The sequence below is a fragment of the Janthinobacterium sp. GW458P genome, from assembly GCF_002127585.1.
In the GTDB taxonomy this organism is placed as follows: Bacteria; Pseudomonadota; Gammaproteobacteria; order Burkholderiales; family Burkholderiaceae_D; genus Janthinobacterium.
In genome coordinates this window covers 140,830-154,208 of sequence record NZ_NEGZ01000006.1, presented here as the reverse complement: position 1 = coordinate 154,208, position 13,379 = coordinate 140,830, and the positions used below count along the sequence as shown (strand labels likewise).

Genomic DNA, 13,379 nt, shown 5'->3' with positions numbered 1-13,379 from the left:
ACCAGCCTGCTCACGACGGCCGACGGCGCGCCGCAGCTGGCCCTGAACCTGCCGCTGCCGCGCCAGCCCGGCGGCGCGGGCGGCGCCTGGGTACTCACGGCGCTGTATCCGGCCGATTACCTGCCCATGCTGATGCGCGACCTGAACATGCCGCCCTACCTGGGCGCGGTCATCATCAACGCGGACGGCATCAACGTGGCGCGCACCCTGGCGCCGCAGCGCTACGTGGGCCAGCGCAGCGCGGCGCCCCTGCTCGAGGCGATGCGCCAGGCGCGCGAAGGCGTGCTGCGCCACGCCTCGCTGGAAGGCATCGACGTCTACACGGGCTTTCACCGGGCGCGCGGCGACGGCTGGACGGTGGCCGTCACGATACGCACGAGCACGGTGGCCGACGCCCTGCTGCGCTCGGTCGTCACGGGTTCCCTGATCCTGGCCCTGCTGCTGGGCGCCGCCTACGCGCTGGCCTGGCGCGTGGGCGGGCGCCTGGCGCGCACCCAGCACGAACTGACGCAGCAGATCCAGGCGCTGGCGCAGGGCAAGCCTTTGATATTGAGCAAACACTCGGACCGCGAATCGGCCGACATGGCCGACGCCCTGGGTGCGCTGGAGCGCGACCTGCGGCGCCACCGCACCCAGCTCGAAAGCCTGGTGGCCGAACGCACGCTGGCCCTGGAGAAATCCACGCGCCTGCTGGAAACCGTGTACGCGACAGCGCCCATCGGCATGCTGTTCGTCGACCGCGAGCTGCACATCGTCATGATCAACCAGTACCTGGCCGCCATCAACGGGGCCAGCGTGACGCAGCACCTGGGCCGTGCCGTGGGCGCCATGCTGTACGACGAGGCCGTGCGCGCGGAAGTGGAGCGCTGCCTGCGCCAGGTGCTGGAAACGGGCGCGCCCATCGTCGACATGGAGTTGAAGGGCCATAGCGGGCAGCAGCGCGAGCAGATCAGCCACTGGGTCGTTTCCTGCCACCCGATCTTCGGGCCGGAACAGCAATTGCTGGGCGTCTCCTGCCTGTGGCTGGACATTAGCGAGCGCAAGCGCGCGGAAGCGGAATTTCGCCGCTCCAAGCACCTGTTCGCCACCATCATCGAAAACATCCCGGCCATGGTCTTCGTCAAGCGCGCCGACAAGCTGAGCTTTGAAATGGTCAACCGCCATACGGAGCTGACACTGGGCCGTTCGCGCGAGCAACTGCTGGGCAAGACCGACCATGATTTCTTTCCGCCGCAGCAGGCGACCGCCTTCGTCAGCGCCGACCGCAAGCTGCTGGCCACGGGCCAGATGGTGGAAATCGAACAGGAGGCGATCAACACGGCCGACGGCACGACGCGCCATTTCACCACGCGCAAGGTGGTCCTGCGCGACGACGCGGGACGCGCCAGCCACGTGCTGGGCGTGTCCATCGATGTCAGCGAGCGCAAGCGGGCCAGCGAAGTGCTGCACGCCACCACCTGGCGCCTGGAGCAGAGCGAGCGCTTCATCCGCACCGTCACCGACAACCTGCCCGGCATGGTGTCGTACTGGGGCCACGATTTGCGTTGCCAATTTGCAAATAAATTCTACAACGAGTGGTTTGGCCGCAGCAGCGCCGAACTGCAGGGCATCCACATGAGCGAATTGCTGGGGCAGGAACTGTTCGACGTGTATGCGCCCCACGTCGAAGGCGTGCTGGCGGGCCGGCCGCAAAGCTTCGAGCGCGACTTGCTCGATCCCGCCGGCCAGGTGCGCCACACGTGGACCAACTACATCCCCGATTTCGACGACAACGGCGGCGTGCGGGGCTTTTTCGTGCTGGCCTCGGACGTGTCCGAACTCAAGCGCACGGAATTGCGCCTGCACGAGCTCAACGAGCAGATGGTGCGCGCGCGCGACAAGGCCGAGGCGGCCAGCGTGGCGAAGAGCGAGTTCGTCGCCAACATGAGCCATGAAATCCGCACGCCGATGAACGCCATCATCGGCCTGGCGCGGCTGCTGGAAGAGTCGCCGCTGGAGCGGCGCGAGCGCAGCTACGTGGGCAAGATCCAGATGGCGACCCAGTCGCTGCTCAACATCGTCAATGACGTGCTGGACTTTTCCAAGATCGAGGCGGGCCAGATGGTGCTGGAACAGCGCCGCTTCCAGCTCGAACGCATGCTGGGCAGCGTCGGCGTGCTGCTGGGCAACAGCGCCTGGGCGCGCGGCGTCGAGCCCGTCTTCGTGCTCGATCCCCGCGTGCCGGCAGAGCTGGTCGGCGACGCCCTGCGCGTGGAACAGATCCTGATCAACCTGGTGGGCAACGCCGTCAAGTTCACCACGCAGGGCGAGGTGGTGCTGTCCATCCGCAGCCTGGCCGAGGATGCGGCCAGCGTGACCCTGGAGTTTTCCGTGCGCGACACGGGCATCGGCATCGGCGCGGCCGAGCAGGAACACATCTTCGACGCGTTTTCCCAGGGCGACAGCAGCACCAGCCGCAAATACGGCGGCACGGGGCTGGGGCTGGCCATCTGCCGCCGCATGGTGGACTTGATGGGGGGCAAGATCAGCGTGAGCAGCACCCTGGGCGCAGGGTCGGACTTCCGTTTCCACTGCCGCTTCGAGCGCGTGGCGGAACTGGCCGGGACGGCGGCCGATGCGCCCGCCAGGGACGCGCCGCAAGCGCTGTCGCTGCTGATCATTGACGACAACGCCAGCGTGCGCGCCATGCTGGAAGACTGGTGCGCGGCGCAGGGCTGGCACAGCCGCAGCGCCGACGGCGGCGCGGCCGGCCTGGCCCTGCTGCGCGCCCACGCCGACGGCGCGCAGGCGGCGGACCTGGTGCTGCTCGACGCGGCTATGCCGGGCATGGACGGCATTTCCATGCTGACCGAAGCGCGCGCCGACGCACAGCTGGCGCTGCCGCCCGTGATCATGCTGGTGGCCGACCAGGACAGCGAAAACCTCGAACACCTGGCCGACAGCCTGATGCTCGCCGGCATCGTCTCGAAACCGGCCACGCCGGCGCGCCTGCTGGCGGCCGTGGCGGCCGTGCGCGATGGGCGCCATGGCAGCGGCGCGCCGTCCGTGCTGCCCGTCTCCACGCCCCTGTCGGGCTTGCTGGCCGGCATGCGCGTGCTGCTGGTGGAAGACAATGAAATCAACCAGGAAGTGGCGCAATACATCTTGCTGCACTCGGGCGCGCGCGTGGCCGTGGCCGCCAATGGGCGGCTGGCCGTCGACCTGCTCGCGCACACGCCGCACGCCTGGGACGTGGTGCTGATGGACTTGCAGATGCCCGTCATGAACGGCTATGAGGCCACGCGGGCCATCCGCGCGCTGGGCCTGCCGGACCTGCCCATCGTCGCCATGACGGCCAACGCCATGGACGAGGACCGCCTGCGCGCCATCGCCAGCGGCATGAATGCGCATGTGGCCAAGCCCATCGACGTCGACGACATGATCGCGACCCTGACGCGCCTGGTGCCGTCTGAGGCGGGCGCGGCCCGCAACGGCGCCGCCCCGTCCGGCGCTCCCGCCGCCGACACGCCGGAAGTGCCCGCCAGCCTGCCCGGCATCGACCTGGCGGCGGCCCTGCACCGCTTCGGCGGCGACTACGCCGCCTTCCTGGCCCTGCTCAAGCGCTTCGAGAATTCGCAGGGCGACGCCGTCGAGGAAACGCGGCGCCTGCTGGCCGCCGGCCAGGCGCGGCAGGCCGCGCAGCTGCTGCACCGCGTGTGCGGCGTGGCGGCCAACCTGGGCGCCACGCACATCGCCAGCCTGGCCGGCGACGCGGAAAAGGCGCTGAAAGCGGCACCGCCGCAGGCCACGGCAAGCCTGCTGCACCAGCTGGAACACGCGATGGCCGAAGTCATCGAAACGGCGCGCACCCTGCCCCTGCCGCGCAGCCAGCCTTTGGCGGCCGCGCCCGGCGACGGGCAGACCGACTTGCGCGCCGGCCTGGCCGACCTGCTCGTATTGATCCGCAACAACAATCTGAAGGCGCTGGCCCGCTTTCACGCCCTGCACCCCGCCATCCGGCAGTCAGACCGGGAGACGGCCCTGGCGATGGCCAATGCGATCGAGACGCTGAATTTTTCCGAAGCGGAAAGACTCGTGCTCGATCAGCTGAAACGAGAGGAAAACAAGTGAGCTGGACCAACCTTGCCATGAACGGGCGCATCCTCGTCGTCGATGACGCCATGGAAAATATCCAAATCCTGCACCAGCTGCTGCGCGAGGAGCACGAGGTGCTGTTTGCCCTGAGCGGGGAGAAGGCGCTGGAGATTGCGCATAATCAACTGCCGGACCTGATCCTGCTCGACGCCGTCATGCCCGGCATGGACGGCTACGCCGTCTGCAACGCGCTGCGCGAGTCGGCCATCCTGAGCGCCATCCCCGTCATTTTCGTCACGGCCCTGAACCAGCCCGAGGACGAAACGCGGGCGCTGGAGGCGGGCGCCGTCGATTTCATCACGAAGCCGTTCAACGCAGCCGTCGTGCGCGCCCGCGTGCGCAGCCAGCTGACCATCAAGCGGCAGGCCGACGCCATGCGCGAACTGTCGCTGACGGACTCGCTGACGGGCGTGGCCAACCGGCGCAGCTTCAACGACGCCATGGACAGCGAATGGCGGCGCTGCGCGCGCGACGGCGTGCCGATGGCCATCATCATGGCCGACATCGACCACTTCAAGGATTACAACGACACCTATGGCCACCAGGCGGGCGACCTGTGCCTGCAGCAGGTGAGCGCCGCCCTGCGCCGCTGCGCCGTGCGCCCGCCCGACCTGCTGGCGCGCTACGGCGGCGAGGAATTCATCATCCTGCTGCCGCAGGAAACGCGCGACGGCGCCGAAGTGGTGGCCCAGCGCATCCTCGAGGAAGTGCGCGCGCTGCACATCGCGCACGCCAGATCGAGCGTCGGCCCGCACGTGACCGTCAGCCTGGGCATGGCCAGCGTCATGCCCACGGAAGGCATGGACCCCAGCGCCCTGATCCGCGCCGCCGACGCCCTGCTGTACCGCGCCAAGCAGACGGGACGGGACAAGTATTGCGCGTCGGAGGGCGAGTAAGATTTCTTATTTACGGATAGCAACGCATCAGGAACTCCGCCACGCACACGGGTTTCGTGTCGCCTTCCCTCTCCATGGTGACGGCCCAGTTCACCTGCGCCCCTTCCGGCACGTCCTCGACGGACAGGATGTCGAGCCGCGCGCGCAATCGGCTGCCCACGGGCACGGGGGCGGGAAAGCGCACCTTGTTCAGGCCGTAATTGATGGCCATGCGGATGCCGGCCATGTGCAGCGCCCCCTGCAGCATGGCGGGCAGCAGCGACAAAGTCAGAAAACCGTGCGCCACGGTGCAGCCGTACGGCGACTCGCGCGCGCAGCGCTCGGCGTCCACGTGGATCCACTGGTGATCGTCCGTGGCGTCGGCAAAGGTGTCGATGCGCTGCTGGGTGATGGCGAGCCAGTCGGACACGGCCACGTGCTGCCCCGCCAGCGCCTGGAAACCGGCGATGCCGGCGACGTCACGCATGGTGCTCTCCCGCCGGGCGGCGGCCGAACATGCCCATGCCCTCGACGGTGGTCACCACCTCGCCGTGCTGGTTGCGCACGCTCCACACGGAAATGACGATGCCGCGGTCCGGCTTCGACGTGGACGGGCGCACTTCCTTGACCTGGTAGGTCAGGTGCAGGGTGTCGCCCGCGCGCACGGGTTTGAGCCAGCGGATGCTGTCCAGGCCGGGCGAACCCATGCTGGACGAATGCCTGAGCAGATTGTCCACCACCAGGCGCATCATCATGCCGCAGGTGTGCCAGCCGCTGGCGATGACGCCCTTGAAGATGGTTTTTTCGGCGGCCGCATGGTCGACGTGGAATGGCTGCGGATCGAAATCCGTGGCGAAGGCGATGATTTCCTTTTCTGTCACGTGGCGCTGGCCCAGGTCGATTTCCAGGCCTTGCGTAAAGTCTTCGAAATACCAATGCTTGGGTTTGATGTCGGTCAATGCGGTCATGCGGTCTCCGTCGGCAAGAAGCCCGGCTGGGCGATAAAGCGCTCGATGTGGTGCTCCACGTCGCCCAGGGTCAGGGCGATCATGGAGAGGCGCTTGAAATGGTGGGCAGCGGGCAATTCATCGGTGACGCCCATGCCACCATGCAATTGCACGGCTTGCTGGCCGACAAAGGTGGCGGCCAGGCCCACGCGCGCCTTGGCGGCGGACACGGTGCGGCGGCGCTCCGCCGCGTCCTCGCTGCCGGCCTTGGCGGCGGCCAGCATGGCCATCGACCGGGCTTGCTCCAGGTGGATGAACATGTCGGCCATGCGGTGCTGCAAGGCCTGGAACTTGCCGATCGGTGCGCCGAACTGCTGGCGCGTCTTCAAATAGTCGAGCGTGGCGGCAAAGATGGCGTCCATGGCGCCCACGGCTTCCGCGCACAGCAAGGCCGCGCCATAGTCGAGCGCCGCGTCTAGGATGGTCCAGCCCTGCCCCGCCTGGCCGACGAGGGCATCGTGGCCCAGCACCACTTGCACGAGGGTGACGGTGGCGGCGCGCTGGCCGTCGATGGTGCGGTAGTCGCGCACGGAAACGCCGGGCGCGTCCACGGGCACGAGGAACAGCGAAATGCCGTCCGTGTCATCCTGGCCGCCGCCGCTGCGCGCCGAGACGACCAGCGCGCCGGCCTGGGCGCCATGGATGACGACGGTTTTCTCGCCGTCCAGCACGAAACCGTCGCCGCTGGCGATGGCCGTGGTGGCGATATCGTGCATGTCGTGGCGCGCCTGGCGCTCGCCCAGCGCGCAAGCGAGTTTCAGGCTGCCGCTGGCGACCTGTTCCAGCACGGCGTCGTGGCCGCCCGCCAGGGTCAGAAAGCGCGCCCCAAGCACGGTGGCCAGGTATGGTTCGACCACCAGGCCGCGCCCCAGTTCCTGCATCACCAGCAGCATGTCGACGGCCGTGCCGTCGAAGCCTCCCGCGCTGGCCGGCAGCGGCAGGGCCGTCATGCCCAGCTCGGCCAGGGTGGCCCAGGCGGCATCGGACGTGCCCGTGTCGGAATGCATGATGGTATGCCGCGTTTCAAACGGGTAATCCTTGTCGACCCAGCGCCTGAGCGCGTCGGCAAACTGCTGCTGTTCCTGATTGAATTGGAAGTCCATGTCGTTTCCTTCTGCCTTACAGGCCCAGGATCATCTGCGTGATGATGTTTTTCTGGATTTCATTCGAGCCGCCATAGATCGATGTCTTGCGGTAATTGAAGTAATACGCGGCCAGCGGCGCGGCCAGGTCGTCGCCAGCGCTACTGTGGGGCGCGCCGCCGTCAAGAAATGCCGGATCGAATGGCAAGGCTTGCGGGCCGATGGCTTCGAGCATCAGCTCCGTCAGCTGCTGCTGCAGTTCCGAGCCGCGCACCTTCAGCATCGACGCCTGCGGTCCCGGCCCCTTGCCCTCTTCGCTGATGACGCGCAAGACCGTCATTTCCAGCGCCATCAATTCGATTTCCAGGGTGGCGACCTTGGCCGCAAACGCGGGGTCGTGCAGCAGCGGCGCGCCGCGCTTGCTCTGCTGCATGGCCAGCTGCTTGAGGAAGGTCAGCTCGCGCTTCGAGCGGCCGACGGCGGCGATGCCCGTGCGCTCGTGGCCCAGCAGGTATTTGGCATAGGTCCAGCCCTTGTTTTCCTGGCCGACCAGATTGCTGACGGGCACGCGCACGTTGTCAAAAAAGACTTCGTTCACTTCGTGCTCTTCATCGAGCATGATGATGGGGCGCACGGTGATGCCCGGCGTTTTCATGTCGATCAGCAAGAAACTGATGCCTTCCTGCTTGCGCACCGTGCTGTCCGTGCGCACCAGGCAAAAGATCATGTCCGCGTGCTGGCCCAGGGTGGTCCAGGTTTTCTGGCCATTGACGATGTAATGGTCGCCGTCGCGCTCGGCCGTGGTTTTCAGCGAGGCGAGGTCGGAACCGGCACCGGGTTCGGAATAGCCCTGGCACCACCAGTCGTCGCAGTTCAAGATGCGCGGCAAATAATATGCTTTTTGTTCGGCGCTGGCGAAGGCCATGATGACGGGCGCCACCATGTTGACGCCGAACGGCAAAATGGGCGGCGTGGCGGCGCGCGCGCACTCGTCTTCCCAGATGTGGCGCTGCACGGCCGTCCAGCCCGTGCCGCCGTACTCGACGGGCCAGGCCGGCGCGGCCCAGCCTTGCTTCGCAACAATCTTGTGCCAGCGCACGTAGTCGTCGCGGTTCAGGCGCAAATGCTGGCGCACCTTGCGCTGCAAGTCCGCCGGCAGATGGGTGTCGAGGAAGGCGCGCACCGTGTCGCGGAACGCCGTCTCCCCGGCCGTGTAATGCAGGTCCATGTCTGTCTCCTTGTTCTTATGAGTTGCCGTGATGACTGCACGCAAGGAAGCTCAGCGCACAAAAAAGCACGACCGTTCTCAATGATTGTACAACAGATTGGGAGGCGCGCCAGGGCTTTTACACAGGCCGGCGCCGGGTGGAACGGGCCGGCTGGCGGCCCGAAGCCGCCGTTGGCCTCTCGTCTATGTGTGCGACAGAATATTGACGAGCTTGCCGAAAGGGTCGCGCACGAAAAACCGCCTGACGCCCCAGGGTTCATCGGCAGGACCATATTCAATAGGGAACCCCGCCCCACGCATGCGTGCCAATGCGGCATCGACGTCATCGACTTCGATGGAAAGGTCGGGCACAGCGGTGTTCGAGCCGCCTTGCGTCGCGAAGCTCACTTGAACGCTCATCTCGCTTTGCGAACCATACGTCACGATCCAGCCATGGTCCATCAACAGGCTCAGGCCCAGCACGTCCTCGTAAAAAGTGCGCGCCAGGCGCGGATCCGACGCCGGGAAATTTGCAACGATACGCTTGACTTGCATATTTTTCCTCCATGTCAATAGAAGCTTCGATCTCCATTTCCCAATCCTGCTCAAAATCGTCATCCACGTCTGCGGACATGTCCGCTTCTGACGAGATTGCCACTTTACGCGATTACCTATTGAGCAACATCCCGCGTAGCAGCAATTCCAATGCGGCCACTCCTGTTATCAAGCGCGCATTGCCTTCGTCGCCGTCTGCGATCCAGAATGCCCCTTCTGCCAGGCTGCCGTAGATCAGCGCAGCCAGTGCCTGTGGGCAAGCATCGGCCACGATGCCTTGCCGAATCAGCTGCTGGATAAGCCCCTGCATCGACTCGAGGCAATGGCGCTGCGAGTCCGGTGAAGCGCCGCCCAAAACCGCCCTGGCATCGCGTAAAACGATGCGCTGAATCTCCGGTTCCAACGCCATCTCCAGATAGGCACGGCAGCGGCTGCGAAAGCCTTCCCACAGGTCTTCGGCGCTGTCGGAGATGGCTTGCAGGCGGCCATCCATTTCCGCGTCGATTTGCTCCACCACGGCCAGCAGCAAGCCCTTCTTGTCGCCGAAATGATGATACAGCGCACCACGCGTCAGACCTGCCTGCGCGGTGAGGTCGTCCATTGAGGTATCAGCATAGCCGCGTTCGCTGAACACTTGGCGGGCGGTAGCCAGCAACAATGCGCGGGTTTCTTCCATTTCCACACGGGTGCGGCGGACCATTGCTTCCTCCTTACATACGTAGCGTATGATTATTTACATTCACAGCGTATGAATATATACTATTCATACGCACTGTATGTATTATCACTGCCACCTGGCTCCGTTGCAAGTAGGCATGCGCCGTTTATCAAATGATCAGATGAAGGATATGAATCATGAGTACGTCTCCCAACGTTGCCACAGAAGCCGTTGTCCGCCATCCGTGGCTGGCGGTCAGCGCCGTCGGCATGGCCACCTTTTCGGTCGTGACGACGGAGATGCTTCCGGTCGGCCTGCTGACACCGATTGCCGACACCCTGGACACTTCCACGGGAACCGCCGGCCTGATGATCTCGCTGCCAGCATTGCTGGCGGCCTTGTTCGCGCCGCTGGTCGTGGTCGCATCGGGAAGTCTGGACCGGCGCAGCATTCTGTGTGGTTTGCTGAGTCTGTTGGTAATCGCGAACATTGCCTCGGCCTTGGCGCAGAACATGGCGTGGATGCTGGCGGCCCGTGTGCTCGTCGGTTTTTGCATGGGCGGCATCTGGGCCATCGCCGGCGGCCTCGCTTCCCGGCTTGTTCCCGCCCGCTCGACTGGACTGGCAACGTCGCTTATCTTCGGTGGAGTGGCGGCCGCTTCCGTGCTGGGTGTGCCGCTTGGCGCACAAATCGGCGACGTTGCAGGATGGCGCTGGGCCTTCGGCGTCATGGCGCTGTTCAGCAGTCTGTTACTGGCGCTGCATCTGGCTGTCATTCCCGCCCTGCCCGCTGCCGGTTCGACGACCTGGCGCCAATTCGGCAAACAGCTGCGCAACAGGCAATTGCAAGCGGGGCTGCTTCTGACCTTGTTGCTGGTGACCAGCCATTTCATGGCCTTTACCTTCGTGCGTCCGCTTCTGCTGTCGGTGTCGGGATTGGATACGCAATGGCTGGGCGCACTGCTGTTTTTCTATGGCTGCGCGGGCATCATTGGAAACTTCCTGGCGGGTGTCGTTGCAGCGCGGCGCACGGCGCCGGCCATTATCGCCATCTCGGGCGGCCTGCTGCTCACGCCACTGCTGTTCCTGGCTGTCGGCGATTCCGGCATCGGCGGCGGCGTGGTGTTGCTGGCCTGGGGACTGGCCTACGGCGGCGTTTCGGTCGGCCTGATGACCTTGATGATGAAGACGGCGCCCGGGGCCGTGGAGATCGTTGCCGCGCTGTATGTGGGCGTCTTCAATATCGGCATCGCGCTCGGGGCGTGGGCCGGTGGCCAAGCCGTGGACAGGCTGGGCTTCAGCGCCAACCTCTGGCTTGCCGCAGGATTCGCCGCTGCTGCCTTGCTGCTGTCTGTTGGCATCGGCTTTATGGAAGCCCACAAGCAGCGTGGCACGGCAAGGGATTGACCGTGGGCGCCATCAGCCATACAAATGCAGCAGCACCTGCACGGCCACGATCTTGACAATGGTCATGCTGGGGAAAATCATCGCGTAGCCCAGATTCGGGCGGTCCGACCTGGCCAGGCGGTTGGCGAACACCAGTACGGCCGGGTTGCCCGTGGCGCCGGCCGCGATGCCCAGCAGCTCGGGAAACGGCAGGCGCAGGAAGACCTTGCCCAGGATCACCACGAGGGCCACCACCACCAGCACCGAAACAAAGCCGAGCGCCAGCATGGGCAGGCCGTCGGCGCCCACCTGCTGCACGAAAGGCAGGCCGGAGGCCATGCCGACGGCGGCGAGGAATATGGTCAAGCCGTAGTTGCGCATGACCAGGTTGGCCGACAGGGGCAAACGCCAGCTGATCTTGCCGACACGGCCCAGGCGTCCCAGGATCAGCGCCATCACCAGCGGGCCGCCCGCCAGGCCCAGGCTGAACGAGCCTATCCATGGCAACGGTATCGGCACCAGGCCCAGCAGCACACCCAGCACCATGCCCATGCCCAGCGACACATAGCTGAACTCGGCCGTGGCCGTGATGGAATTGCCGAACAGCTTGCGCACGTCGGCCGCATGTTTCGCTGGCGCAATGACCATCACGCGGTCGCCGAATTCCAGCGTCAGGAACGGGTGCGGCAGGATCATGGCGTCGCCGCGGCGGATGAAGGCGATCTGCAGGGGGAAGTCTTTCGCCAGGTTCAGTTCGCCCAGGGGCACGCCGACGATTTCCGCGTCCGACACGAACACTTCCGTGCCGTCGAACGCGCGGCGGTCCTTCATCAGCCGGCCCGGGTCCAGGTGGCCCAGGGCCGCGCGCGCCGCCTCCACGCCCGCCACCGTGCCCGACACCATCAGCGCATCGCCCACGCCGAGCACCAGCGAGGGATCGGGCAAGCGGTTCTGGTGGCCCTGGCGCACGCCGATCACCTGCACGCCCGCCAGCGGGCCGTCGGCCAGCTCGGACAGGGCCGCGCCGGCCAGTGTTGCTGCATCGATGGTGATTTCCGACACGATGATGGGCGCCGGCGGCGGCGTCAGCACGGGTTTTAATATCCGCCCGGCCAGGTACAGGCCCAGCATGGGGGCGACGACGCCGAACGGATACGCGACGGCATAGCCGACGGCCGCGTCGCCATTGCCGTGCGACGCTTCCAGCGCCGCCTGCAAGGCGGCCGTGCTGGTCATGGCGCCGGCAAACACGCCGCTGGCCATGCGCAGCGAGATATCGATCCACTGCCCGCCCCAGACGCAGACGGCCAGGCCGCCCATGACGGCGGCGAAGGCGACCAGGTTGTGTTTCTGCCCCGCGCCGCGCAAGCCGGCGAAAAACTGCGTGCCGTACTGCACGCCGATGCCATATAAGAACAGCAGCAGGCCGATGGAACCGACCAGCGGCGGCGGCACGGCGCCGGGGGCGAACGCGCCCAGCGCCAGCCCGGCGAACAGCACGCCGCCCACGCCCAGCGAAAAACCGAACACGCTGATGCGCCCCAGCGCATAACCGGCGCCGATGACGAGAAACAGGGCCAGGATGGGCGTGGACTCCAGCGTGTGGCGAAATAATTGAAGCATCAGGAACCTTGGTCTGGGGAAGGCCCAGTTTAGCATGCACAAAAGCAACACAATGATGCAAGGACAATCAAGCGTGCGCCGGTTTGCGGCATAAAAAGGGCAAAAAAAAGCCCGCTGCGGGAGCGGGCTGAAGCTAATTCCTGTGAGGAAGTAGAGGAGACAGGTGCAATGATGCCGCATTGCAACATAGCTATCCAATTGTATGTTGTGATGATAGAAATATGTTTTATCAATATCTCGTCAGGCTGTTCCAAATATGATCAGCGTGCGATGGCTTCCTTGCGGGCGGATCGCCAGCACGCGGGCTTGCTCCACGCTCACGCAAGCGTGCGGCGCAAACCCCTTGGCCGCCGTTTCCGCGTCGCGCGCGATGCCTTGCGGATCATTGATCACGTCATACTCTGCACGCTTGAAAAACAGTTGCTCGATACGGGCAGCGGCGTTTCCTGCCGGCTGCGGCTTGACGACGATGAGCGACCAGCTCTCGTCACCCCGAAATTGCTGTTGCTTCAGGAAGGCGTTGACCCTGTCCGCCGGAGGCGCCGGGCCGGCCAGCTCGCTCTGATACAGCGCCAGCGGGCACAGCAGCGTGCCGGCCGGCCACCCCATATCAGGCAGCGCCGCGACCGCGCCCGGACGCAGCTGGGCCAGATGGCGGTCAAGCCGGTGCCGCTCCTCCGAGCAGGCGCCGAGCGCCATCAGGGCAAGCATGCCGGCGGCGCGCAACAAAGGCTTCATCAGCGCATCTCCTTGTCTATGGTGAAGCAAGGGTATAGCAAAGGATGGCGCCGTGGAAGCCGGCACGATGCTGCGCAACGACAAAAAAAAGCCCGCTGCGGGAGCGGGCTGAATC

General features: G+C 65.6%; 11 protein-coding genes. 3 read left to right on the top strand and 8 right to left on the bottom strand.

Going from position 1 to position 13,379, the window contains the following annotated elements:
- Nucleotides 1-4,110: PAS domain-containing protein (locus CBW50_RS07010; protein WP_086144868.1), on the top strand; the 4,110-nt coding region annotated here is incomplete at its 5' end.
- Nucleotides 4,107-5,030 (top strand): diguanylate cyclase, encoded by a 924-nt coding sequence (locus CBW50_RS07005; RefSeq protein ID WP_086144867.1) that lies wholly within the window; start codon nucleotides 4,107-4,109, stop codon nucleotides 5,028-5,030. The genes CBW50_RS07010 and CBW50_RS07005, both read left to right, overlap by 4 nt.
- A gap of 10 nt (nucleotides 5,031-5,040) precedes the next feature.
- On the opposite strand, the gene CBW50_RS07000 is transcribed toward CBW50_RS07005, so the two are convergent.
- The 6 genes from CBW50_RS07000 to CBW50_RS06975 form a co-directional block, all read right to left on the bottom strand.
- On the bottom strand, nucleotides 5,041-5,496 hold the full coding sequence (locus CBW50_RS07000; protein WP_086144866.1) for a MaoC family dehydratase: 456 nt from the start codon (nucleotides 5,494-5,496) through the stop codon (nucleotides 5,041-5,043).
- Nucleotides 5,489-5,977: a MaoC family dehydratase gene (locus CBW50_RS06995; RefSeq protein WP_086144865.1), complete on the bottom strand. Its 489-nt coding sequence runs from the start codon at nucleotides 5,975-5,977 to the stop codon at nucleotides 5,489-5,491. The genes CBW50_RS07000 and CBW50_RS06995 overlap by 8 nt, the downstream gene beginning before the upstream one ends.
- Nucleotides 5,974-7,119: an acyl-CoA dehydrogenase family protein gene (locus CBW50_RS06990; RefSeq protein ID WP_086144864.1), complete on the bottom strand. Its 1,146-nt coding sequence runs from the start codon at nucleotides 7,117-7,119 to the stop codon at nucleotides 5,974-5,976. Before CBW50_RS06990 ends, CBW50_RS06995 begins: the two co-directional genes overlap by 4 nt.
- Before the next feature lie 16 nt (nucleotides 7,120-7,135).
- Nucleotides 7,136-8,326 (bottom strand): acyl-CoA dehydrogenase family protein, encoded by a 1,191-nt coding sequence (locus CBW50_RS06985; RefSeq protein ID WP_086144863.1) that lies wholly within the window; start codon nucleotides 8,324-8,326, stop codon nucleotides 7,136-7,138.
- A 183-nt stretch (nucleotides 8,327-8,509) separates the two neighbouring features.
- Nucleotides 8,510-8,860: a VOC family protein gene (locus tag CBW50_RS06980; protein ID WP_086144862.1), complete on the bottom strand. Its 351-nt coding sequence runs from the start codon at nucleotides 8,858-8,860 to the stop codon at nucleotides 8,510-8,512.
- A gap of 112 nt (nucleotides 8,861-8,972) precedes the next feature.
- On the bottom strand, nucleotides 8,973-9,560 hold the full coding sequence (locus CBW50_RS06975; RefSeq protein ID WP_086144861.1) for a TetR/AcrR family transcriptional regulator: 588 nt from the start codon (nucleotides 9,558-9,560) through the stop codon (nucleotides 8,973-8,975).
- Nucleotides 9,561-9,715: 155 nt separating this feature from the next.
- Between CBW50_RS06975 and CBW50_RS06970 the strand changes: the two genes are divergently transcribed.
- The gene (locus tag CBW50_RS06970) at nucleotides 9,716-10,924 is read left to right on the top strand and encodes an MFS transporter (protein ID WP_086144860.1); all 1,209 of its coding nucleotides are present in this window, start codon (nucleotides 9,716-9,718) and stop codon (nucleotides 10,922-10,924) included.
- Between the two features lie 12 nt (nucleotides 10,925-10,936).
- On the opposite strand, the gene CBW50_RS06965 is transcribed toward CBW50_RS06970, so the two are convergent.
- Both CBW50_RS06965 and CBW50_RS06960 read right to left on the bottom strand, forming a co-directional pair.
- A complete protein-coding gene (locus CBW50_RS06965) occupies nucleotides 10,937-12,526 on the bottom strand; it encodes an aspartate:alanine exchanger family transporter (protein WP_086144859.1) in 1,590 nt (529 codons plus the stop codon).
- Nucleotides 12,527-12,766: 240 nt separating this feature from the next.
- Entirely contained in the window at nucleotides 12,767-13,264 is a 498-nt protein-coding gene (locus tag CBW50_RS06960) for a hypothetical protein (RefSeq protein ID WP_086144858.1), read from the bottom strand.
- Between the last annotated feature and the right edge of the window lie 115 nt (nucleotides 13,265-13,379).

Bases quoted from the DNA above. Each gene is read 5' to 3' on its own strand.
- CBW50_RS07000 (WP_086144866.1), bottom strand. From the start codon at position 5,496: ATGCGTGACGTCGCCGGCATCGCCGGTTTCCAGGCGCTGGCGGGGCAG.
- CBW50_RS06995 (WP_086144865.1), bottom strand. From the start codon at position 5,977: ATGACCGCATTGACCGACATCAAACCCAAGCATTGGTATTTCGAAGAC.
- CBW50_RS06990 (WP_086144864.1), bottom strand. From the start codon at position 7,119: ATGGACTTCCAATTCAATCAGGAACAGCAGCAGTTTGCCGACGCGCTC.
- CBW50_RS06985 (WP_086144863.1), bottom strand. From the start codon at position 8,326: ATGGACCTGCATTACACGGCCGGGGAGACGGCGTTCCGCGACACGGTG.
- CBW50_RS06980 (WP_086144862.1), bottom strand. From the start codon at position 8,860: ATGCAAGTCAAGCGTATCGTTGCAAATTTCCCGGCGTCGGATCCGCGC.
- CBW50_RS06975 (WP_086144861.1), bottom strand. From the start codon at position 9,560: ATGGTCCGCCGCACCCGTGTGGAAATGGAAGAAACCCGCGCATTGTTG.
- CBW50_RS06970 (WP_086144860.1), top strand. From the start codon at position 9,716: ATGAGTACGTCTCCCAACGTTGCCACAGAAGCCGTTGTCCGCCATCCG.
- CBW50_RS06965 (WP_086144859.1), bottom strand. From the start codon at position 12,526: ATGCTTCAATTATTTCGCCACACGCTGGAGTCCACGCCCATCCTGGCC.
- CBW50_RS06960 (WP_086144858.1), bottom strand. From the start codon at position 13,264: ATGAAGCCTTTGTTGCGCGCCGCCGGCATGCTTGCCCTGATGGCGCTC.